This window comes from Bacillus sp. FSL R12-0074 (assembly GCF_038005725.1).
Classification (GTDB): domain Bacteria; phylum Bacillota; class Bacilli; order Bacillales; family Bacillaceae_G; genus Bacillus_A; species Bacillus_A mycoides.
The window spans coordinates 968,537-993,271 of record NZ_JBBOTR010000001.1; the positions used below are offsets into that span (position 1 = coordinate 968,537).

Annotated in this window: 17 protein-coding genes and 1 pseudogene; 12 read left to right on the top strand and 6 right to left on the bottom strand. The window is 34.3% G+C overall.

Annotated features, from left to right (window positions below):
* Positions 1-50: 50 nt before the first annotated feature.
* Positions 51-1,448 carry a Sau3AI family type II restriction endonuclease gene (locus NSS97_RS04920; protein WP_341111777.1) on the bottom strand — a complete coding sequence of 466 codons (1,398 nt, stop codon included), beginning with the start codon at positions 1,446-1,448 and terminating at the stop codon, positions 51-53.
* Positions 1,449-1,721: 273 nt separating this feature from the next.
* Here NSS97_RS04920 and dcm point away from each other — a divergent pair, with 273 nt between their 5' ends.
* The 5 genes and pseudogenes from dcm to NSS97_RS04945 form a co-directional block, all read left to right on the top strand.
* Positions 1,722-3,005 carry a DNA (cytosine-5-)-methyltransferase gene (gene dcm, locus NSS97_RS04925; RefSeq protein WP_341111779.1) on the top strand — a complete coding sequence of 428 codons (1,284 nt, stop codon included), beginning with the start codon at positions 1,722-1,724 and terminating at the stop codon, positions 3,003-3,005.
* A gap of 257 nt (positions 3,006-3,262) precedes the next feature.
* On the top strand, positions 3,263-5,629 hold the full coding sequence (gene dptF, locus NSS97_RS04930) for a DNA phosphorothioation-dependent restriction protein DptF (RefSeq protein ID WP_341111782.1): 2,367 nt from the start codon (positions 3,263-3,265) through the stop codon (positions 5,627-5,629).
* 3 nt (positions 5,630-5,632) lie between these two features.
* On the top strand, positions 5,633-7,021 hold the full coding sequence (gene dptG, locus NSS97_RS04935; RefSeq protein ID WP_063226597.1) for a DNA phosphorothioation-dependent restriction protein DptG: 1,389 nt from the start codon (positions 5,633-5,635) through the stop codon (positions 7,019-7,021).
* Positions 7,002-12,095 (top strand): DNA phosphorothioation-dependent restriction protein DptH, encoded by a 5,094-nt coding sequence (dptH, locus tag NSS97_RS04940; protein WP_341111785.1) that lies wholly within the window; start codon positions 7,002-7,004, stop codon positions 12,093-12,095. The genes dptG and dptH overlap by 20 nt, the downstream gene beginning before the upstream one ends.
* A gap of 86 nt (positions 12,096-12,181) precedes the next feature.
* Positions 12,182-12,658 (top strand): annotated as a pseudogene (locus NSS97_RS04945) (restriction endonuclease-like protein); the annotation flags it as partial.
* A 267-nt stretch (positions 12,659-12,925) separates the two neighbouring features.
* Here the strand turns inward: NSS97_RS04945 and NSS97_RS04950 are convergent.
* Entirely contained in the window at positions 12,926-13,831 is a 906-nt protein-coding gene (locus NSS97_RS04950; protein WP_341114689.1) for a hypothetical protein, read from the bottom strand.
* 60 nt (positions 13,832-13,891) lie between these two features.
* Positions 13,892-14,137, bottom strand: a complete 246-nt coding sequence (locus tag NSS97_RS04955; protein ID WP_341111788.1) for a hypothetical protein — start codon at positions 14,135-14,137, stop codon at positions 13,892-13,894.
* A 273-nt stretch (positions 14,138-14,410) separates the two neighbouring features.
* On the opposite strand from NSS97_RS04955, the gene NSS97_RS04960 reads away from it, so the two are divergent.
* The 5 genes from NSS97_RS04960 (at position 14,411) to NSS97_RS04980 (ending at position 18,034) form a co-directional block, all read left to right on the top strand.
* Entirely contained in the window at positions 14,411-14,686 is a 276-nt protein-coding gene (locus NSS97_RS04960; protein ID WP_002166247.1) for a helix-turn-helix domain-containing protein, read from the top strand.
* Positions 14,687-14,796: 110 nt separating this feature from the next.
* Positions 14,797-15,099 (top strand): hypothetical protein, encoded by a 303-nt coding sequence (locus NSS97_RS04965; protein ID WP_341111791.1) that lies wholly within the window; start codon positions 14,797-14,799, stop codon positions 15,097-15,099.
* A 573-nt stretch (positions 15,100-15,672) separates the two neighbouring features.
* Complete coding sequence (locus NSS97_RS04970; protein ID WP_341111794.1) at positions 15,673-16,539, top strand: DnaD domain-containing protein; 867 nt, start codon at positions 15,673-15,675, stop codon at positions 16,537-16,539.
* Positions 16,536-17,822, top strand: a complete 1,287-nt coding sequence (gene dnaB, locus NSS97_RS04975; RefSeq protein ID WP_341111795.1) for a replicative DNA helicase — start codon at positions 16,536-16,538, stop codon at positions 17,820-17,822. Before NSS97_RS04970 ends, dnaB begins: the two co-directional genes overlap by 4 nt.
* A gap of 44 nt (positions 17,823-17,866) precedes the next feature.
* Entirely contained in the window at positions 17,867-18,034 is a 168-nt protein-coding gene (locus NSS97_RS04980) for a hypothetical protein (RefSeq protein WP_000169779.1), read from the top strand.
* A gap of 139 nt (positions 18,035-18,173) precedes the next feature.
* Here NSS97_RS04980 and NSS97_RS04985 read toward each other — a convergent pair whose 3' ends face one another.
* The gene (locus NSS97_RS04985; protein WP_060750927.1) at positions 18,174-18,959 is read right to left on the bottom strand and encodes a TrmB family transcriptional regulator; all 786 of its coding nucleotides are present in this window, start codon (positions 18,957-18,959) and stop codon (positions 18,174-18,176) included.
* A 110-nt stretch (positions 18,960-19,069) separates the two neighbouring features.
* On the opposite strand from NSS97_RS04985, the gene NSS97_RS04990 reads away from it, so the two are divergent.
* A complete protein-coding gene (locus NSS97_RS04990; RefSeq protein ID WP_341111797.1) occupies positions 19,070-19,837 on the top strand; it encodes a TSUP family transporter in 768 nt (255 codons plus the stop codon).
* A 224-nt stretch (positions 19,838-20,061) separates the two neighbouring features.
* Here NSS97_RS04990 and NSS97_RS04995 read toward each other — a convergent pair whose 3' ends face one another.
* Together NSS97_RS04995 and NSS97_RS05000 are read right to left on the bottom strand one after the other, a co-directional pair.
* Positions 20,062-20,949 (bottom strand): DMT family transporter, encoded by an 888-nt coding sequence (locus NSS97_RS04995; protein ID WP_341111799.1) that lies wholly within the window; start codon positions 20,947-20,949, stop codon positions 20,062-20,064.
* Between the two features lie 578 nt (positions 20,950-21,527).
* Complete coding sequence (locus NSS97_RS05000; RefSeq protein WP_341111801.1) at positions 21,528-23,576, bottom strand: sigma 54-interacting transcriptional regulator; 2,049 nt, start codon at positions 23,574-23,576, stop codon at positions 21,528-21,530.
* Positions 23,577-23,903: 327 nt separating this feature from the next.
* Between NSS97_RS05000 and NSS97_RS05005 the strand changes: the two genes are divergently transcribed.
* On the top strand, positions 23,904-24,662 hold the full coding sequence (locus NSS97_RS05005) for a gamma-glutamyl-gamma-aminobutyrate hydrolase family protein (RefSeq protein WP_107888122.1): 759 nt from the start codon (positions 23,904-23,906) through the stop codon (positions 24,660-24,662).
* The last annotated feature ends 73 nt before the right edge of the window (positions 24,663-24,735 follow it).

The following is a 24,735-nucleotide window of genomic DNA, read 5'->3' on the forward strand; positions in this document are numbered from 1 at the left end:
AAGTGAGAAGGTGTTTTTTATGGTTATAGAAATTATAGATTAAGGTTAAATTATTCGTTAACGTTATTGGCAACAACAGAAGCAATATAAGAATTATTCAACCAATAACACTGCTTTGTAATTTGCTGACCATCAGGTAAAGTTACTTTGTCAGAGCCATTACGAGCTTTTGGTCTAATATGAGCAACGCCGTTGAAATTCATTTTTGGTAGGTTATTTACTTCAACGGTTTTATCACCACGTGTTTTATATTCAAGTTGAATGCCGTCATTTATCACTGTATTTACTTCTTCCCAAAGTCCCCGCATTTCTTTTTCTATTGTAGGAACAGGCATGTTCCAAAGTTTAATACCTTTAAAGTAGAGCTCGCGGTTTGGGTTTTCTTTTTTTGTTTGTTTGAATTCAAAAATTACAAATAAAAACTTAGTTTGATAGAAGCGTTCACGGATTTCACTTTCTTCCCATGATTCGTTTGTCCATTGATGAAAATCAATCGTTTCAAATGACATGCTTTGTTCTGGTTTTCCGTTTGGCTCTAAACGAATTGTCTTAAATTCTATATTGGCTTTCGCAAATTCATCAATATTAGTAAGGCGTGTGTTTTTTATACCTAGTAAAGAACTTACCAATGATGGAACGAAATTTTTTGCAGTAGGTTTAGAATCTATATCTAGTGATTGGGAGATTTCTTTATCTGTTAATCCTATATAAGGTTCGAATTTGGAATGAAGAAATTCCTCTAATGATTTTCCTTTTAAGTCGTTGGCTGTTGTGAAGCTTATTAACTCTTCATTTTTGATATATCTGCGAACTAATGTAGTCATATAAGAAGGTTTTAATGAAAATGCTCGTTGCATTGCTGGTATTTCTGAAAATGGTTGTGAACGAATTGAATTTTTATTTGCTCCTTTTGTACAAGCTCCTAAATAATTTGTATCGCCTTCGGATAACTCGTGTGCTTTTCCAGAGCGAATCTTAGATACGATTGTTTCCCAATCTTGTTTTATTATTTCTAAATCAGCTTCAGGATATGAAAATAGAACACTTTTTGTGATATGGAAGTCTTGACGATTTACGTCTGCTTTCCATTCGTAGAACATAAGTAATAATTTTTGGTTCTTTTCCCAGAAGCTAGACTCTTCGAAGGATGTATTAACTTCCTCCATGTAGTTAATGATATTTAAAACTAAGCGTTCTTTAGAGGATAAAGAACCATTTTTATTTTGCTTAAAAGGTGTTACTTTCAGTTTGACTCCAAGGTTTTTAAAGTTAATGTCCGCATCCGAGGGGCTTGCATACCCAAAAAATCTCTCTTTGACTAATTGACCAAGTTCACCTTTTGAATTTGCTGTTGCAAGTTTATTTGTTGAATTGATTTCACTAAATTTGTGTCCTTCAGCCTTTTTTGCTTTTAACATTAGTTCATCTAGTGTAGCGTATGTAACCATAGTAATCCCCTTTCGTTATCTATATTAATCGGTTTGCTTAGAAACCTTTAAATGAAAAGTTATGATATAATAAAAAGCTGTTTCAATTTTGTGGAGATAAAAACTCTGTAAAGGAAAAGCCGAGGATTTCTTATTAAATAAGATATGGAAATCAAAAATCTATATTATGGAACGGAAGTATGTACTCTCATAATATAGGGATTGATCTTTTCCTTACTTTTTATTATAATGAAGCATAAAGAAATAAAATACCGAAAGGATGTTCGTGTATTTATGGTGAAAGTAGTAGAACTTTTTGCGGGAGTGGGGGGTTTTAGGTTAGGACTTGAAGCGAACGGGAATTTTGAGGTTATTTGGGGAAATCAGTGGGAGCCTTTAACTAAAGCGCAACATGCATTTAATTGTTATGCCACTCAATTTGAAAATAGAGGAATACATGAAAATAAAGATATAGCAGAGGTTTGGCCAGAGATACCTGAGCATGATTTATTGGTAGGTGGCTTCCCATGTCAAGATTATTCAGTAGCACGTACTATCTCAAATGAAAAAGGGATACAAGGAAAAAAGGGTGTTCTTTTTTGGGAGATAATAAACATAGTTAATTCTCGCAAGCCAAGATTTGTTTTGTTAGAGAATGTAGATAGATTATTGAAGTCACCAGCAAAACAAAGAGGTCGTGATTTTTCTATTATGCTGGCGAGCTTTAGAGATGCAGGATATGCAGTTGAATGGAGAGTTATTAACGCCGCGGATTATGGAAATTCACAAAGAAGACGAAGAGTATTTATTTTCGCATACTTAAAAGAATCTCATTTCGCATCTGTTCAAAGTGAAATGAAGTCATTAGGGATATTGTGTAAAAATGGATTTTTCGCTCCGATTTTTAAAGTGCATGAAGCACCTGAGGAAAACAAAAAAAGAGGAGAATTTGTGTTGCCGGTCGATATTGTTGAGGTTTCTGATACATTTAAAGCTGAATACTATAATTCTGGCGTGATGATAGATGGACAAGTATATACTGAAGAATTAGTTCCAGTAACTGAAAATCCAGAGACTTTAGGTGAAGTTGTTCAAAAAGTATATGATAAATTTGGTCCTGCAGATGAATCATATTATTTGAAAATGGATAAGGTTAACAAAAAGGGAAGAACGGAATTTGAGGAACTAAAGTATCTTAAAGGTCCTAAAAAAGAAGAAAGAGTATCAAAGGCGACGGGGCATAAATATTTCTACGCTGAGGGAGGAATGGCTTTCCCTGACGATTTAGATAAGCCTGGACGTACCATGTTAACAAGTGAAGGAACATGTAATAGAAGTTCACATGTAATTGAAGATCCTTATTCAAAAAAATTAAGATATCTAACACCAGCTGAATGTGAGTTGTTAAATGGATTCCCAATGGACTGGACAAATACAGGTATGCCACAAAGAAACAGATACTTTTGTATGGGAAATGCTTTAGTGGTTGATTTGGTGGAACGAATGGGTCAAAGGATTTTAGAGATTAACAAAGAAGAAGAGAAGATGGATAGTGTTATACAGTTAAGTTTATTTTAGAAATTAATATAGCATATGTTTGTGAGAATTTTAAAAGTATAAAGCGTTGGATAACCTGGGTTCTATAGTTATAGACTCAGGTTATTTTTCATGTAATTTTTTAAAATGAAGAATGGAGTAGTGGGAAATAATTAATTTTATCATGAATGGATAATCCACTAATTTCCTTTTTTCTTAATACCAACAATTCTTCTATAGATATTGTATAATATGGAATATATTCGAAACGTATTTTTATATTAAGAGGTGTTACATCATTGGAGAAATATACATTTGATTTTCTACAAGAGATATTCCCTGAGTTAGCGGAAATTGGTAGGGATATTGAAAATATTTTTTATCAAGATCCCCAATCGGTTTTAATTAAGGGAAGAGTATTCTCGGAGTTATTATCAAAACGCATTGCAGAAGAACATGAATTGTATGACATACAATACTTAAAGCAAGTAGATCGTATTCAAAAATTAGAAAGAGAAGATATTTTATCAAAAGAAATTTCACGTTCATTTGATACAGCTCGCTATTTAGGAAATAAAGCGGCACACGAACATATTGAAAGTGGGGTAGAGAGTGCTTTTAAAATGCATAAAAATCTATTCCAAATTGCAGTGTGGTTTATGGAGGTATACGGGAGCTATGAATTTGTTGCGCCGAAATATAAGCACCCACAGCCGAAAAGTAGCCTACATATTGTAGAGAGATTGGAAGAAAAGTTATCTGCTAGTTTAGAAGAAAAGCTAAAAATGCTAATTGAGATTGCAAGTAAACAAAATACATCAAATCAAACTGAGGAATTAACAGAAATAAATAACGCTGAGATTGCGGTAGGGTTAGAAATTGAAGATAAACAGTCTGTGGATAATGAAGAAGAAGCAGATAACAATTTTGTGTATGATGATTTTATTTTAGGAGAAGGAGAGAGCTATCTACTAGCAGAACTCTCGAAGCTGAAAGAATCATCTCAAGAGGCTATCGAAAATCCTAATGAATTTAGTTCGTTTAAGGATTATTTACATGTTGAAAGAACGATACAGGACGATATGATGTCTGCTCTAACAGCAGCAGCTGGGCAAAATATAAGTCAATTAATTTTCTTGTGTGGTAGCGTTGGAGATGGGAAATCACATTTATTATCGTATGTGAAAAATAAATATCCTGAATTGATGGAAGAGTTTTCGGTGCATAATGATGCTACGGAAAGTTTTGATCCACAAAAGAGTTCCCTTGATACATTAGCGGAAGTATTAAAGCCGTATAGTGATAGTGAGATTGATGGTTCTAGATGCAAGCTAATTTTAGCTATTAACCTAGGAGTTCTGCATAATTTTATTGAATCAGATTATGCAAAAGAGCACTATCAAATTTTAACAAAATTTATTGAGGAATCAGGAATATTCGAGGCGAATGAAGTTGCTACTAATCAACAAAGCGGTAATTTTCACTTAATTAGCTTTAGTGATTATCAACCTTTTGAATTAACTAGTGAAGGGCCAAAATCAGATTACTTTTCATTAATTTTAAAGCGAATTGTGGTTGAGTCAGAAAAAAATCCATTTTATCAAGCTTATTTGAAGGATAAGCAACGTGGTATAAATGGATTCTTTATGGTGAATTATGAGTTATTGCAACAGCAACAAATACGAGATGGTGTTTTAAGCATTTTAGTTGAAGCAATAGTTAAGCATAAGATGATTATTTCGACACGCTCCATGCTTAATTTTATTTATGATATTTTGGTCCCCTCTCATGGGAATGAAGATTTTCTTGGGGCAGGTATGATGGAAAAAACCGAAGCTTTATTGCCGAATTTATTATTTGATGGTCAAGAGAAATCAAATTTACTAGCAGTTATTTCTAAAATGGATCCTATTCATCTTCGATCAAATAGTGTAGACCAAATGCTAATTGAGCTAAACAATTCAGTAAATATGAAGAATACTTTCCAAAAGCATTTAGTTTTAAATGGACTTGATGGATGGATAGAAGGGCTAGAAGAGATGGGACCTTTCTTTGAGTTAAGTGATTCATCTAGACAGGTATTTAATAAAACATTAATACGTATGTCATTCTTTTTATCTCCTGTTTTGAATGAAATGTTCGCGGATGAAAATTATAAAAAATATATGGAATATTTATATGCTTTTAATAAGGGGAATCGATCTGATTTAAGAGAGATGTATAATTTAGCGAGAGAATCGATATTCTTGTGGAACGGACGTCCGAAATCAGATTATGTATTTATGGACTATTCAAATGATACTACTCAGGTGGCACAGTCTCTTAAAATCAAGCCATTTGTAGGACATTTGAAAGGGGTAGAACCAGAGGTTTTAAATCGATTTAAATTAAATATATTACTTGCTTTTTCTAATGAAGATAAAGTAGCTCCTGTATATTTAGAAATTGATTATCCGTTATATGCAATGACGGTTAAACTTTCAAAAGGTTATCGTCCGAATAAAAAGGATAAAGAAGATTGTATTCAGTTCGTTGAATTTGTGGATAAGATAATGAAATTAGGAAATAGAGAAAAAGAATTATTGTTTGTTCAATCTAATGAAAATGGAATGTTTAAACTAACATACGATGAAGATTTTGAAGAATTTACGTTTAGAAGGGATTAAAAAATGATTGTAAGAGAGAATTTAGAGGATTTAAAAAGCTCGCTGAGTATTAAACCAGAAAAATTAGGATTAAAACATACAATAAATAAAAAAGCTCCTCTGTTACCTTTCTCTACCCGAGGAACAGAGCGGGCAAAATTCGCAAAAGGGTTTCAGGGAGTATTAGGAGAGTTTACGCGTCTAGTCAGCGGAAATAAGTTAAAAATGGAAGTTAACCTAGAAGAACTTATTGGAGAGATTAGTAAATCTGTTGATGTATCAAAGCAAGATAAGTCGCAATTTGAACAAATACTACGTACCTTTCTGCAGGATAGTGATAATACAATTAAAATTTTTCATTTGCATTTGTTTCAATATTTACCATTAAGTGATAAGGCTGATAAAAAAGGAGAACAAGATATTGCTAGATTCCTTTTAGACGTCTTATTAGGTGAAAAAGAAACAGTAGAAGAGATTTTTGGAAAAAGCGATTCAACAGATTTAATGTCACGTCTTGTGTTAAAACAATTAAATCATTTGGAGAGCGACGAAAAAGAACGCCGTCCTTATATTAATCAAATTCCATTTATCTCGAAGCTATTCAAAGAAGATTTTCAATTTTTAGTGGAACATAAAGATTATTTTAGAACTCATTATCACTTGTTTCTTAGTTATTATTACTTTTTATATATTACTCAATTGACTTTAAAGCTTTCACAAGTTGGGAAAGCGAACTTTAGTGAGAACAATGAAGTTTATTTTACACTTGACTGGGAGTCTACGAGTAAGAATAGAAAAGGTTATACTCATGGTTATCAAATGATTAAAGATACAGGTAGACATTTACTACTACATATTAATTGCTTAGAACATTTAAATTTCCTAATGGGAGCAGAAAAAGCAGGTGGCTATCCTGAATTAAAGGAAACATATCAGCAATTATCAGATGAGGATAAAAAAGTATTTTTAGAGATGCTTTGTGATTGGGTTATGGAATATAGAGGACATTTAGGTCTTGGGGCTTATGAAGGAAATTTAGAATTAGAATATGATACGCTTGTACAATCCTTATTCCGTAGTATAGAAGAAGCCTATGAAAAAGATACGATGCAAGGACCTCGACATAGATACTCTTTATCAATAGAAGAGGTTGGAAAAAAATATTTCTTAAAAACTCGAGGTTCACTTGGTTATATGCTTAATATTAGTCAAGATATGTTGTTGCTACTAACAGCATTGAGTTTAAAAAAGGAAAGAAAACCTTTGAAGCAAGTATTCATAGATTTAGAGGCTAGAGGCTTATTCTTTGATCGGTACTCAAAAGAAGAAATTGTACAGTTATTTGATAAGCTGAATTTAATAGACAAAAAAAGTGATAGCGGTGATGCACAGTATGTTAAACCAATTTTATAATTATCTTTCAGATAAACTAATAAATTATTTAGAAGCGGAAAATCTTAGAGGTGGAGAGCGATTTTACCTTCAATTTGATAATCATGAACAAGTGCAAGCATTTTATGACACATTAAAAGAACAAGATTTATCGCAGGCGTTTTATTACCAGCATAAGCAAGGAACTCCATACGAAACGATTGCTATTAAGGTTTCAGAGGAAATGAAAGTAGTTGTTGCGACTACATCGGCAAATGTTACTCCTGACTTTTTAGTAACACTTCGTAATGAAGTCGGTGAACAAAAGGATGTTTGGGAGAAAACAGCTTTACTTAGTATATGTCATGAGACACTGGACAGTATTAAGGGTGGTAGCAGTGATTTGCAAAAAGAAGGTATGCCATTTAATGTGAAATCAATTTTGAAAACATTAAAAGAAGAGATTGAAACTTCTTCTCTAAATAAAGAGGAGAAGGAAGTACTTTCATTTTATTTACGTAAAAAATTAGATGATACAATTGTGCGACCATCTCTTTGGGATTATGAAGAAATTCTTGGATTTTTATCAAAACAAGAGATTGCGAGAGAAGATTATTCTAATCTAGGTATTTTTTATGATGAAAATTTAAATCAATTTACTTCAGCTCAAATGAAAAAAAGGCTAGAAGAAAATGTTTCATTTTTTGAGAAAGTACAACATATGCACGAGTATGAGCATTTAGAGAGTCAATTAGAAAAATTATTCGATGAAAAAGGTGTGTCTCGTCTAAAGAAGGAAGATTGGCAGCAAGCGGATTATGTTCTTATTAAAGATTCTTACGACAAAATGACTGAAATAGATCACCCTTTAGAATATATTGAATCAGCAAAGAAATATTCAAAAGAAGGTTTGCTATATTGGGAAAAAGCACAAGCTGAGACAAAGGCTGGGAGACGTAAACGTCATATTATTGTTTTTAATCCTACACAGATAGAAAATATCAACCTAAACTTTGAATTTGAAGAAAAGTTAAAGAAGGAATACATTCATAAAAATTCACAAGGTTTTTGTGGAGTATCTGGGAAAAAGCTAACTGTTAGTTTAGCGCATAAGCAAAATGTGACTTCATTCCATAAAGTTGTATATACGCATAAAATGCAATCTAAGTCGAAATATGAGTTTCATATTGCTGTTGTAGAATGTGAAGCCGCGTTTTTACAATCACTTCAAACAATTTATGAAGTGAATGTGAATAAGAAAAATGTAGTTATGAATAAAGCTGAAGAATGTATTATTTTTGGAGATATTTCTAATGACCCAGAAGAAGTATTTATTGAGGAAGATGCGCAGATTATAAATTGGCAAGGTGGAAGTTTTGAAGTCTCTGAATCTTCCCCTGCATGGAATGATGATAGTTTATCGTTTTCTGTTCAAATTGAAACATCTTTAATTCCTATTCTTATTAGAGAGCAAGTTGCAAAGACTGTTCCAGTATCAGGAGAAAGGATATGGAAATTAAAAAGAGAACATCAAGAAAGCTTTGAATATAACCTTGATACAAATAAATTAAAACAAGGTGCAAGGGAATTTTCAGCACGAGAAGGATTCCGAAATTATTTACAAGACGAGAGAGTATGGATTGAAAATGAAATCGCTTTTGCAGTTAGAGGAGTATCAGGCCTAAATAAGGTTGAATTATCAATGAACCCATCATTGAGAGAGGCGTACCAACAATTATTAAATTACTATAAATTTAATAATACGGTTCCTAGTCTTTGTTTTGCGGATGATCAATTAAGAGAGCTATCTATAAGATACTTGAAAGCTTTTAACGAAAGCGTTGCTCATGTACAAGAAAATGTAATGCCCAAAGAAGAAGAAAAGAATCTGTTTAAATTGGGAGTTATTGAAGAGGAACAAAGAGTCATACTGACACCGTTGCATCCTCTTAATGTTGCCTATCAGTTAAGTATTAATGATGAAATTAAAAACGAAGTAGTTGAAATGCATATTTTAAATCGTTTGCATCCTAACAATCTATTGCCATATATATATGGACAGAATGATGAATTGTATAGGCCAGTTTCTCAAAATGAAGCGCCTGAATGGACTGTTTATGAACCGCTTCATAAGGTTGCGATTGGAGAATCTAATGCGTTTTTAGCTAATGTAGTTGAAGAAAAGCTTCAACAATTTGTGGAACATTTCCAATACTTATTTTTACAAGAATCTAAGTCTCCGATACGAATCAATGTGATTAATATAAATAATGATAAAGAAGTTGTAAGAGGTTTAGTACAGTTTATTAAGAAGCAGATAGATAAAAAAGGGCCATCAAAAATTATACCAGTAGAGGTTGCTTTATATCATGAGAGTAATATACTAAGCGCTTTTGAAAAATTTTCTATATATGATGATGTTCAAAAATTCGAGGAGTTCTTTGAATTATCGTTAACATCAAAGAATCTTGATGCTGTAGACGTATTAAGGCTGATTCGAGAAAATGTTTTCTATTATAAACTTATTGGTACGAAAGAATATGGTTACGCTCATATTTCATTCTATAAAATGATTTCAAATGAGAAGCATGCGAAAAGTACAATGGAAGATATTGAAACAGGATTATCTTTAAATGGAATGTTATCATCTCTATCATCTATTAGTACAGAAGTAGATTATCGTACAGGATTTGGATTGAAAAATGTATTGAATAATGAACATTTGTTAATTCGAACTGCTAGAGGAATGAATGAATTAGGAAGTAATTTAAATAACGATGGTACAAACCCTTACCGTAAGAATGAAACAATTGTTACGAGAACATCTACCTATGATGAACAAGTTCTAGAACATTTATATGAATCTTCTTATTGGGTAACCTTTATTGAGCCTAATGTAGGTTTAGATTTCTTCCAAGATTCATCACGTAATTTATTGGTCATTCATTATAGTGATCAATATTCTTCATCAAGCCAGTATGATGCAATTACAGTAACGGATAAAGCAAGACAATACCGAGCGGTTATTGAACAGTATTTGGCAGAAAAAGAAATTGTATCGACACCTGAAAAAATTAATACAGCTATTAGAGCTTTCAATAGTTTAAATGGTGAGTGGTTACTACGAATTATAGGAAGTAAGGGACAATTCTCAAGAGAAAAGTTAAGTATTATTTCAGCTGTGAAATATATATTAAGTGCTTTAGATCATGAGAATATTTTATGGGTTCCTATCTCATTAGAAGAAATATTGCGTGTTGCTGGAGCGGTGAAATTAACGAAAAGTGAAGGTGTATTTTCTGCGAAAAATCTAGGCGGAAAAGGTGCACATAGTGACGATTTACTGTTAATCGGAGTAGAAATGCAAGATGATAAATTATCAGTGCATTATTATCCAGTGGAAGTGAAAATCGGCTTAAATCAAGACAGTGCTATTGCGAAAGCAAAAGAGCAAATTAATGCTACTAAGCAACTATTTGATACGCAACTTTCTAAAACAAGTGAAGATGGTTTACATGTATTTAAACATAAGTTTTTCCGAAATTTCTTTGTACAGTTACTGCTAGCGAATGCCGAGAAATTTATTGCAAACAACATTTGGCCAGAAAAATCTTATGAGAAAATTGAAGAACTAAAGAAAAGATTATTAAATGATGATTATGAAATGAGTGGACATTTGGATGATAAAATCGGAAAAGGAGCAATTTTATCCTTCAAAAAGGAACAATCATGGAGATCCATTAAAATCGAAGAAGATATTTTATTAGTAGAATTAACCGAAGAGGATGGATATGAAGGAGTGATTGAAGAAATTGAAGCACTCAAAATGAAAATCCATTCGGGTAGAACTGATATTAATCCGGATAGATTATTGAATAAGAATCATGATCCTAATCAAGAGTTAAAAAACACTAGCAATAAAGTCGTTCCAACTTTACCTCATTCTGAAGAAAAAAACGAAGAAAAAGAAGAAAAAGAAACGAAAGAATTAAAAGATATCCGTGTTTTATTAGGAACAGTAGAGGGCTCGACTCAAGAAATATATTGGGAATTCGGAAACCCGGAGCTAGCAAATAGACATATTTTAATTTCGGGTAAATCAGGACAAGGTAAGAGTTACTTCATTCAATGTTTACTTCTCGAACTGGCGCAAAACGGAATTTCTAGTATGATATTTGACTATACAGATGGATTCAAGAATTCTAAGTTAGAACCGGAATTTAAAGAGAAACTTCAAGATAATATTGAACAATTCCTAGTAGCAAAAGATAAATTCCCAGTAAATCCATTTAAACGGAATCAAAAAGAATTGGATGAAGGAATTTATATCGATGAAGATAATACTGATGTTGCTGAAAGAATTAAAAGTGTATTTTCTGCTGTATATAAAGATCTAGGTATCCAGCAACAAAACGCTATATATGAAGCGGTAATGCGCGGTTTAGATAAATATGGCGAGGGTATGAATTTAAATTATTTATTAGCAGAGCTAGAAGAAGATACTTCTGGGCCGGCTAAAACAGCAAGGTCACAAATTAAGCCGTTTATTGATAAGAATCCATTTAACCCCAATTCTGTATATGATTGGGGAGATATACTGAACCAAAAAGGTAAAGTGTTTATTGTACAATTAACAGGCTTTAATAGAGATGTACAGCTCATGATTACAGAGTTTATCTTGTGGGATATTTGGAACTACCAATTACATCATGGAGATAAAAATAAACCATTCCCAGTTATATTAGATGAAGCGCAAAATCTTGATCATAGAGAAAAATCACCAAGTGCCAAAATTTTAACTGAAGGAAGGAAATTTGGCTGGTCAGGTTGGTATGCGACACAATCATTAAAAGGCCAATTTACAACGGATGAAATTTCAAGATTACAGAATTCCAGTCAAAAAGTGTATTTCATGCCACCGGAAAATGAAATTAGTGCCATTGCATCAAATCTTGCTCAAGATTCAGCTGTACGAAAAGAGTGGGAAAAACGACTTGCAACATTGAAGAAAGGTCAATGTATCACTTCAGGACCAATGTTACAGAAAGATGGTACGTTGAAGTCGGGTAGTCCTGTGGTTATTAATATTAGTGCTTTGCAGGATAGGTTGAAGTAGTAATTTAATAGTGATATGGAAGTTTTAGAGAACCACCTTGGACAGTATATTTGTTTGGGGTGGTTTTTGTATTTTTAAAATATGTTGAATTTAAAGGTGAAAAAGGCGGAATTCAATTCTTAGCCAAAATCAAGCACATTCAAATGCAACAAGCCGATGAATACGTACATTTCGAACTAGAGCCATGGAAAAAATTAGACCATCTCATCCATCCAGTAGGATATGGCATTCAAACATACACAATAACAACTATGTCGTTATTAAAAGAAGTAAAAGAACTCCCGGAACTCTTCATGAAATGCAAAGAAGAGCGAATTCTTTGGAAAACGCTGCGCCGTTTTACGAAACAGGTTAAGGTTGAGCCGGATCATCTCAATTTAGATGAAGCATCTTCTATTAAGAGTTATTATGTGCAGGATGTTCAGATTTGGGTTGATTATGAGAATGAGGTTGTTATGGTGGGGAGAGATGGGGTAGTTAAAGAGGTTGCTTTGGAGTTGGTTGTTGGTAGGGGTTCGGTGTTGTTTAGGGAAGTTTTAGAGGTGTTAAATGCTGGGGAGTAGTGCTTAAATAAAAAAGGATTTTAAAGATTGGCGTGAATCTACAAAAATGAAATAATGGAAATATCATGAAGGATACATGTAGTATATGTACCCTTTACTTCATATTTTTTATCCATTCTTCTCGTTGTAGCCGTCGAGCTTCACGCTCCTGTTCATGTCTTATAGTTTCATCGTTTTTATGAAACAAATCGTCCCACACGTTCATGGCGAACATTACCATCATTATTATTACCGACAAGAACAACAATATCGTTTTCGTACGGTCTTTCATTTTTTTTGTCCCTCCTGATACAATCTTTCATCACGTTCAACTAGGGCAAGCAAATCTCTTATCATTTCAGGTGTTTCCACCAGCACATATATTTGATATTTGGGATTGGAACGGTTACGCATTGTATGATGAAGGTCGTGACCAGCTCGCACTAAATCCATTGCGAGACTTTTTTTATAGATGTTTTTTAGTTTTGGTTTTTTTTCTTCCTGTGGTTGATCAAGCGTATTTTCAAACTCTTTGTTAAGGGGTTCATCATTTTGTTTTTCCCATCCAGAAATGAATTTTGTATATACTTTTTGCATGGCCGCAGGTGTTAAATGCGTGTAAATGTAATAGTCGGTTGTAACAAGGATATTTTTCTTTTTACTTCCATTTATAGATTCAAAGAATGGAAGATTAGATGTTCGTATGCCTACAAGTTCAATGGTTGTAATCGTTTTTTGTAAATCTTTTTCCATGAAATATTGCCAAAAGTTACGGAAGATTTGTGCATGTGATTTTTCTTCCCATGTGATTGTTTCCCCGTCAACTGTCATTTTGAATATTTGGAGATTTTCTTCTTTCTGTGACTGATTAAGCACAAGTATTTTTTCAAGCTCATTGTTAAGTGTTAAATCATTTTGCTGTTCCCAGGCAGAAATGAATTTTGTATATACTTTTTGCATGGCAGCTGGTGTTAAATGTGTGTAAACATAATAGTCAGCTGTAACAAAGATATTTTTCTTTTTACTTCCATTTATAGATTCAAAGAATGGAAGATTAGATGTTCGGATGCCTACAAGTTCAACGGTTCTAATTGTTTTTTGTAGATCTTTTTCCATGAAATATTGCCAAAAGTTACGGAAGATTTGTGCATGTGATTTTTCCTCCCATTCAATTGTTTCTCCATCAACTGTCATTTTGAATATTTGATTGCTCATTTTAAACGCTCCTTTATGTAGTGAAGTTTGCGAAATAAATTATAGACCACGTAAGTGCTGTTCGATTTTCTCAGCAGTAATCATATCGTACAATGCTAATGGCGCTAAGAGCCCAAAGGCTGTTTGTCTTTCTATTTCTTCAGCCACAAGCTTTGCGTCTTGGAATAAGTTCAAATCAATATACATTTCTAGCGTCTTCATAGCTAGAAAATGATTTTTATGTTCAGTGTTATGGAAGAGTTCTTGCAAGACATGAATCGCGCTAGATATATGTTTATATTTCATGTAATTGCCTCCTATTGAATTTTTAATGTAAGTTTTGAAAGAAATGAGAGGGGAAAGTATCCCTGTTATATAATTATTGTTAGCGTATATGGTAACGATAATTATATGGAATAGAATATAGGGAGTCAATAAAAAATTTTATTTAGTGGAATATAATGTGGTTAATTTTGGGGATGTATTATTCTGGTAATGGTAATTGAATAGGGTTGTTTGACTATGATTTTAATTGGATGTTATTATATACGATAACCATAACTGGAGGTGAATTTAGCTATGGATAATAAGAAGCACAGTATCTCTGAGTTCATTAAGATTCCAGATGAATATCATCATATAACAACTCCTAAACAAGTTATATCTGAGGAGGTACGTCAGGGGTTAAAAGATAAAAAATTATCTTTACGAAAGGCAGCAGATAAAATTGAGGGAATGAGTTATCCTCAAATTGCTCGAATTACTGCTGGTGAAAACTATAATATCGATACGCTTTTAAAGATCTTAAATATATTAGATTTGGAAATTCAAATTGTACCAAGAAATAAACAGTGATTTTACTTTTGCGAAAAGTGTATTCACACTTCTTAACAGAAGTGCTAGAATTTATTTAGAAATACCTTGTTTTTGTAGATCATTGAAAAGTGCATATAGGGGGATACATAATGAAATTTGTTACTATTGTGGAGTATTCAAATTTATCTTTTGGAGTGAAAGTATTGCATGATCTTGCTGACATTGAGCTTTCTATTCAAGAAAGATGTGAGCTTTTAGATATCTTTTATCGAGTAAATCGGTATGGTCTTGATAGGAAAATGTTAGGAGAGCGTCTTCAAAAAGATGTAGATGAAGAGCTTGGAACTATCAGTATGGTAGTAAACAGTAGTAATCAGGTGTTAGAATTGATAATTACTCAAAATACGGCATCTGAACTTTTTATAACGAATTGTTATAAAAGAAAAAATTGAAAATTTTAGGGGTCTAGAATACGTGCTTTCGTATTCTAATCCCTAAAAGTAATTACCCTTATATGAACGAAAATGATACAGACAAGGCTATAAGAGATTGAATAAAAAGGAGGTACTATTGAAGAGAGGTAAGCTTAACTATTCGTTTAAATGGATTGAGATAGTGGAAATAAGTATAAAAAGATATTTAATATTGAGTTTGACTAAATAAAAGATAATTTAAGTTTAGATAAGTGTATATTATTGTAGGGAAATAAATAGTTATGTTTTACTAATACTTCTATAGTCTCAGGAAATCCAATCTCTTAGAAAGAGCCTCTAATATTATTTAGAGGCTCTTTTATTTTGTGAAATTATAATTTATATGTGATAGATAGCCCCTCCCATACCCCTACAAAGCCCCTACCAAGTAATAAATCACTAAGAAAAAACACAACAAAACAAAAACACCAACAAACACCGTAGTAGTAGTCAAAAAAAATTTGAAATAACACGCCAAAAACCCACTCCTCCTTCCTATATATAGTACAAAGAAGAATTTTTCATTTTTGAATGAGAATGGGAGGAATTGGGATGGCGGTGTATCGTAATGTGCAGGTGAATTTTTGGCAGGATGATTTTGTTTTGGATTTGACGCCGGAAGAGCGGTATTTTTATGTTTATTTGTTAACTTGTTCGAAGACGACGCAGTGCGGGATTTTTCCGTTTCCGAAGCGGTTAGCTGAGATGGAGACTGGTTATAACAGGGAGACTGTAGATAAGCTTGTACAGCGCTTCATCGATTATGGAAAGATTCTGTATGATGCGGAGACGAGGGAGTTATTTATTTTAAATTGGCTTCGTTATAATCCTGTGACGAATACGAATGTGGAGAAGTGTGTGCTTCGTGAGCTGAAGGGTGTGAAAAATAAGGAGTTTGTACATATGTTTCTTCAGAAGTGCGTAGAGGAGGAGCTGAATGTTCCGATGCTTTTAGCACATTTCGGTATGCCGAGTGATTTGGCTGTTGATGTGGATGTGGATCCAGATCCGGTTTGTGAAGAGGCGGAAGAAGAGGTTATAGAGGAAGAGACGGGAAGTCGCGTGTTTTCTTTTTATGAACAAAATTTCGGTAGTTTGTCTCCGTTTACGGTAGAGGAACTGAGTGCGTGGATGGTTGATTTATCAGAGGAGCTTGTGCTGAAGGCTCTTCAAATTGCGTGTGAGAATAATAAGCGGACGGTTGCTTATGTGAAGGGGATTTTGAGGGGATGGCACGGGAAAGGATTTACGAAAGTGTCTGAGGTTGAGGCAGATACGGCTCAGTTTAGGAAGAAAGAGTCGTCTGTTAGTAGCGGGGAGACGGAGGAGTTTTTGACGAGGTGCGAGGAGTGGGAGAAGAATGCGCTGTCAGAGGAAGAGTTGCAGCGATTCTTAACTGAACGTGGGTGGCGTCCATGAGTATTCAAAATGTGGAGGCAGAAAAGACGGTGTTAGGTTCTCTTTTAATTGATGGAGAGCTTATTAAGGAGTGCCGTTTGACGGAGCATTATTTTTCTATGCCGGTGCATAAGTCTATATTTCGGTTAATGCGAAAAATTGAAGATGAAGGGCAACCAATTGATCTTGTGACGCTCGTTTCTCGGATGAATCCGAATTTTTTGGAGAATATCGGGGGAATGGAGTATTTTATAGCATTAATAGAGGGTGTGCCTACAACTGCCAACTTCTCCTATTATGAGGGGCTTGTTCGAGGTGCATGGAAAATGTATCAGGCTGGCGTTCTCGGGCGCAAGATGGGAGAGCGTCTTATTGCGGAGAAGAATGAGAAAATTATTGGTGAGACGATTACGGAGCTTTGTGAGTTAGAGGAAAAGGACTGTGTATGTGAGTTTGATTTGAAGGATGCGTTAGTTGGTTTGTATGAGGAGCTTCATCAAGATACGAAAGAGAATACTGGTATTGAGACTGGTTATACATCGTTAAATAAGATGACGTGCGGATTGCAGGAAGGTGATTTTGTCGTTCTTGGAGCGCGTCCTTCTATGGGGAAAACGGCGTTTGCGTTAAATATTGCACTGCATGCGGCGAAGTCTGGAGCGGCAGTTGGATTGTTTTCGTTAGAGATGAGTAGTAAGCAACTGTTAAAAAGGATGGCGTCTTGCGCGGGCGAAGTGTCAGGAGGTAGGCTGAAAAATCCGAAGCATCGTTTTACGATAGAGGACTGGGAAAAGGTGAGTAAGGCGTTCGCGGAGATTGGTGAGTTGCCTCTTGAGATTTATGATAAAGCCGGTGTTACGATGCAGGATATTTGGATGCAGACTCGTAAGTTAAAGAGGAAGCACGGGGATAAAAAGCTGTTAGTTATTGTAGATTATTTGCAGCTTATTACGGGCGATCCGAAGCATAAGGGTAATCGATTTCAAGAGATTAGTGAAATTTCACGTAAGCTTAAGTTATTAGCGCGTGATTTAAATGTTTGTATAGTAGCATTGTCGCAATTGTCTCGTTCCGTAGAGTCACGGCAAGATAAGCGTCCGCTTTTATCTGATTTAAGAGAGACGGGACAAATTGAGCAAGATGCGGATGTCATTATGCTTATATATCGTGAAGATTATTATGATAAGGAAACGATGCAGAAAGAGATGACGGAGATCCATGTGGCGAAGCATCGGAATGGGCCTGTGGGTAGTTTTAAGCTGAGATTTTTGAAGGAGTTTGGGCGGTTTGTGGAGATTGGATGATAAAATAGAAGAAGGCATATAAAAAGGTAAAGGAGTGGTTACGGTTGACAAAAGTAGGTCGTTTATATGAGCAAGAGAAGCAAGAAGAAATAGATAAAGCACTTTCGGCAGCTGGAATGCTCTTTAAGGGAATGAGTATAGAGGAAGTGGCTAAGAAATTAGATGTAACAATTGAGAAGGTGAAAGAGTGGGAGAAGCGTTTATCTCATTAATCGCTGGGTTAATGGCAGCGTCTGTATAAATTTATATAAAAATAGCCGACTATTTACTATATAATAGTCGGCTATTTTTGTACGGAGAAGTTGTTAGGTTTAATACGGAAATTTTTTGATTTTATCTTGAATATATTTCTTATTTTTCCATAAAGAAGGATTTTCTCTCTGTAGTAATCCATTGCTCCAAATCATCTTGGCTACGTTGTACAAGTCGATTCACTAAAACATCATGCCATACATAATCCTCTAATAGGTATATATGAACAGGATCATCTGTATAAAAAGCAATATTACGCTCCTCAAGTGATGGTCCATAAATCATCTCTTTAGAATCTATCGATAAAATAAACCAATGTTCTGTAGACAGGGTTTCTGTATAAGGTGTTATACGATGGGCTTCTAGATTTTTAATGGGATTTTCAACATGCAGGGTAATACCTTGTACTGTAACTTTATCAGCTACCTCAGATAGTTCCTCTTTTAACGCTTCATACATCTCATCCCACATTGAAATGACAATACGTTTTTGGGCTTTTTTTATTAATGCCTGACAGTAGCTAAGTATTGTTTTATTGTCTTTTAAAGTAATCACTCGATTATCCGTTTTTTCCTCGGAAGTTTCTAGTTTTTTTAATGAATCACTGATTACTTCATAAGTAGACTGCCATTCTGATTGCGCCTTTTGTAAAAAGATTTCAACAGGTAGAGGTGAATAGCGAGTGGTGTCATTTATTTCTTCCTTCATGACAATTCCTTTTTCTACAAGGTTACCCAAAATCTCATAAATTCGCGCTCTTGGGATACCCGAATCCTTACTCACTTGGTAGGCTGTGACAGGCCCCTGTTTAACAAGAGATACATAAGATTTAGCTTCATATTCATTAAAACCAATTTTTTTAAGCTGTTGCACTATGTAGTCCACTTTTTTCGTCCTCCGATGTTTGCTTTTATATTTCAACGTTACAATAACTGTTTACATTTAGCAAATTATTAGTTACTATTCGGATAGTGACTAAAGGGGAGGTTAATAGTATGGATTTTTATTTAGACCCATCAGTATTAATTATTTTGATTGCTTTTGGATTTTTAGCTGCATTTATTGATTCAGTTGTAGGTGGTGGAGGACTCATTGCCTTACCCGCTTTATTATTTACAGGACTGAATCCAGCAAGTGCAGTAGCTACGAATAAACTAGCGTCGACAATGGGGTGTGCAACTAGTAATATTGTGTTTTATCGTTCTGGTAATCTTGATTTGAAATCGGCGTTTAAATTATTTCCACTCACTTTCATAGGTTCCATAATAGGGGCATGGACCGTTCATTTAATGAACCCAGAAGTACTGAAGCCATTGATGCTGATCATGCTTGGTGCGGTTGCTATTTATACGATATTCAAAAAGGATTGGGGGAGTATTTCCACTCATAAAAAATTGTCCGGTCGACACTTCATTATTTTTACTTTTTTTATTTTTATTATTGGTTTTTATGATGGGTTTTTAGGCCCTGGTACAGGTTCATTTTTAATGTTTTCTCTTTTATTTATTGGGTATGATTTTTTAAAAGCAGCAGGTAATGCGAAGCTTCTTAATTTAGGAAGTAATGTTGGTGCATTGTTGATGTTTATGTATGTAGGACAAGTAAACTATGCGTATGGTTTCATAATGGGAATTGCTCAAATTGCTGGAGGGATTGTTGGCTCCAAATTTGCTATAAAAAAAGGAAGCGGGTATGTTCGTGCTCTTTTCATTACAGTAACTTGTTTATTGTTAGCGAAAAATCTGTATGACTATATTCAGTAAGTAATTTTGAACATCTTCACTTCAAAGAACGTAGAAAAGGTCAAATATGAAGGCTACATAAAATATAAGAAGATACTAGGGGCAAATTTCTTTTAACATTTTTTAGATGCTACCTTATTCGAAGATAGCATCTAAAAAAGTCTCATTTAAAAGAAAATCTAAGTGAAGAGAATGATATAAACTCATATTTTTCTGGGGTATGTTTATTGATCATAGTGAAATGTTTACTCTATATTCTTCTTATAATTAGGCCTCAACAAACTCTTAAAATCCACCTCAGCAATCAACACACTTACTAATATAAGCGTCGCCCCTAAATACCCTTTTCCTGTGAGCGTTTCACCTGTGAAAACAAAAGCAAAGCCTGCCGAAAAGACAGGTTCTAATGAAAAGATAAGTCCTGTATGTGTAGGCGTCGTGTATTGCTGGGCGATAACTTGCACGATGAAAGCGACTGCGGTGCAAAATATGCTTAAGGCTAATATGATTAGCCATGAGTTGATCGTGCTAGGCAATTTTGGGGTTTCCATCACTAATGAAAAAATAAGACTAAATAGGCCGACGAAACCGAGTTGTATGACCCCGAGCGCAATCGAGTTCACATGTTTTGTTACGTTTCCAGTAATGATGACGTGAATGGCATAAAATAAAGCAGACAGTATGCAAAATATATCGCCGTTACCGATTTTGAATTCACTAGTTAATGTTAATAAGACAATTCCTATTATCGTTAACAAAATTCCTAATATAACTTTCTTTTCAGGAATGTGTTTTAAAAATATAGCTGATAATATCGGAATGAAAATGACTGTGAGACATAGTAAGAAACCAGCATTAGACACACTTGTATACTTTGTACCGAATGTCGCGAAAATGTAAACGATAAATAAAACGGAAGCTAGTATAAAAGCATATTTTACAGTTTTAAAATCGACTTTGAATAAGTGTTTGTAAAATATTAAACCTGATAAAAGAAAGGCAATAATAAATCGTAATGCGATTAAATTATATTCTTCTATGCCATCAAGTCCAAGCTTTGTAAGTAGGATGGATGCACCCCAAAAAAATGTAACTAGTAGTAGCATTAAATCAGCTTTTAATTGTATTTTCATTTCTAGTCCCTCGTTATGTATAATTTATGATTCCATACCCCTATCCCCATTTTCCATTTTAATATTAATTCTGAATATTTGGAACGAAAATTTATCGACGCTTTTTTCTCTTCATAATAAAGAGGCTATTTTATAATCCGGTTCAATCGGTTTATCCCGCTATTTGCCGGCAGTAAGATCCCTACCTCAAAATTCAGCGAAAGCAAAGAAGTTAGGTGGGGGATCAACTGCCCGTAAAAGCCCGATTGGTTCAACTAATAATCAGTGGGGGAGGAACAAAACCTCCCACTGATTAAAGTTTCACTTTATAAAATAGCCTTTTTCCATTTAAAAATTTCGTTTCGTAAAGTACCTCTACCAACCTTGGAGCTAGTTCAAGATTGGATCTTATGACGTAAACTACTAATCTCTCAGAGAAGCTTGGCTAATAATTAGCATGAACTGAAAGGTTTAACGAGTCCACCAATCAATGGCACATTGGAATGGTAAAATCTAAAATGTGGCATCTTGATAGGGGAAAAGTATGCTCCATTACCAGCAAAAAAAACTTTGAATTGTACTACACCGATGATAAGGAATCAAAGGTTACGTTCTAAGTTTGTGGTTAGGATCTCCAAACCCTTTCTTGTTAGATTAATTCCTGCCCTACCTCTTTTTATTTGCAAATACCCTTTAATTTTCAGGAAGTTCAACCGGTGTCTAACCTGTGCCTCAGATAATTTCATTTCGACTTCTTGGCTCTTTTCAGAAATAATCCTTCTTCCGATTGCCCTTCCGTTTTCTTCATAATTCATGATGAGGTTAAGGATGAAAAGTGATTCTTTATCAAGAGCGGTTGAACTTGAATAAAAGGGTGGTATGTTCTTGACCGGGTCGCTATCTGTTTTTCTATGTGGAGGTTTTTGAAAATAATGTTGATTAGGCAAATCATTTTTTGTTATTTGGTTTCCGGTACGGACAGCAAGCATATAATCTATGGTATTTTTAAGTTCTCTTACATTTCCATACCATGGATATCCGTGAAGTTCTTCAATTAATTCTTGTTCAATTTTGACTTTAGGGTCCGATAGCGCAACAAAATGTTTAGCCAATAATTCAATGTCATTTCGACGAGCCCTTAATTCGGGAAGGTGTATAAAGAGTACCTTAAGCCTATGGTATAAGTCCTCTCTAAACACATTTTCTTGAATCATTTTCAGTAAATCCTTATTGGTTGCTGCAATAATCCGGACGTCTATCGGGATAATTTGGCTTCCGCCAACACGCATAATCTCTTTTTCCTGCAATACTCGAAGTAGTCGTGCTTGAAGTTTAAGGCTAATATCTCCAATCTCATCTAAAAAAATAGTGCCACCATTTGCTTGTTCAAATAATCCCATTTTCCCGCCCTTTTTTGCTCCTGTAAACGCTCCGTCTTCATAACCGAATAATTCACTCTCGACTAAATCATCCGATAAAGCACTGAAGTTAACGGCAAGAAAAGGGCCGCTATTTCGCTGGGAAGCATTATGAATAGCACTTGCAAACAACTCTTTTCCGGTACCACTTTCACCCTCAATTAATACAGTTAGATCAGTCTTAGCTAACCTTTTGGCAATTTGTTTCGTGTCTTGGATAGTAGAACTAATCCCAACGATATTATGAAAGTTGTATTTTGCTACATATCCTTTTTTGACAAATTCTTTTCTCAATTTACGTTCAAACCCGATGGTCTTAAGGGCATTTCTAAAAGTAACAATAATCGATTGATCATTTATATGGAGGCGTTCCACTATTACATCCAAGCCGTTTACAACAAATATACCGCTTTCTTGTTGCTTATTTGAAAGGATGAAGTTCACTAAATCAATATTATCAATAATGGCATCAATAGGATGACCAATAGCATTTTTGCTTTTTATTTTCAGCATGTTTTCCAAGAATTCATTAAAGACAACAATTCTTCCTGTATAATCGATAGCTAGTATTCCATCACCAACACCATCAATTACTTGATGAAGCTGTCGATGAGCTTTAGCTAGATTCTTTGTTAAATCTACTATTTTTCGATAGTATCTCTCAGAAACGTGGTTACCTGATTCCTCCATTAAATGAAATCGATCTAGAATGGACATGATTGTAGTAATATCTATTAACCTATGACCAATATTAATCACTTTTTCTACAAAGTTAGGGATAATTTCAAGTTCACCAGGTGTGATTGCAAGCTTGATCATTTGTATATTCGTTTTTCCAGGATAGTATGGGAAATATTCAATGTGGTTCAGCCCCAATTGACGCATAGTTTCAATTGATTCGTATACTGTTTCATGATTATCATTCACATATAGAGCTTGTGTTCCTTCTGGTAAAAATAAAAGCTGGTCCACGTTTTCATAATTTAATGTTCGTTTTGCTATTATTACTTCGCAGTTTTCCCCAATAAAGTCTTTAACCGTATCTATAGTAAATTTATTAGGTAACACAATTAATGTAGAATGAAATACTTTTGGAATAGTTTCTTCTACAGAAAAACTTTCGATATCTATGAGGTCACCTACCATCTCCGTTAGTTGTTGATGTAGGGCTTTTCGTGTTTCTTTTAAAACGGTGATCAATACAATGTGGTTGTTTTCAAATTTGTTCATAGAACACCTCTTTAGTTGAATGTAATTGGTCTAAAGTTGGTTATTAATTGGTTGTTATGTAACCAATTAATAACCAATTATAATACATTTCAACATAGCAAACACCGATAAAGTGACAAAATATTTAAAGATGTGTAAATAATTATTTTAATTTTAATGTTGGCACGATATTTGCTTATATCAATGGTGTGTAAAGAAATAATGAAATGAGTAGAGTAGTAATTTATATATTTAATTCTTTACCACTTGCTAGAAAAGGGAGGTTAAGAGTATACAATTTCAACAGAGAAAGACAACGAAACCATTTAAATTATGAGGTGAGAGAAAATGAAACCACTAATTGGTGTTACTGGGTATTATATTGATCATAGTGAAATAGGGAAGGAGGGCTTACGAGGGCTACCAGGTCAAGATATGGCTATCTTTTCTTATGACTACATCCGTTCACTTCAACGAGCAGGTGCAACGGTTGTTCTACTTCCAATTGAGGAAGCTGATCAAATTGAGTCCACACTTAATCAATTAGATGGGTTGTTATTGGCTGGTGGTGCGGACATCAATCCAATTTATTACGGTGATATTCCAAAATCGTATATAGGCACTGTAGAGGAAGAACGAGATAATTTTGAATTAAATCTGGCAAGACAGGCTTTAGAAAAAGATATTCCTATTCTAGGAATTTGCCGAGGATTACAGGTGTTAAATGTTGCAGCTGGTGGGTCTCTTTATCAAGACTTAGAGCACGAGATGGGGCCAGAATATTTCCATGTTCGGGAACAGTTTCGTAAATGGCAAGGCTCTCATTCCGTAGATCTTCTTGAAGAGGGAAAAATTTATGAGGCTATTGGCCAAAAATCCTTAATGGTTAATTCTTTTCATCATCAAGCAGTGAAAACGCTGGGGAAAGATTTTGAGGCGATCGCATGGTCCTTTGATGGTGTGATAGAGGCCATTGAATCCAAAGCTCATCGTTATGTAGCAGCGGTCCAATGGCATCCAGAAATGATGTCGGAAAGGGATGCTCTACAGCAGCTTTTATTTAACCAATTTGTAAATGAAATTAGTAAAAAGGTGGTTAAATCCTAGAGTGTTATAAGTAAAAGAATTGATGGATAGCTTGGTACGCCATGGTAGTGGGGCAACCAGACTGCCGGCTGCC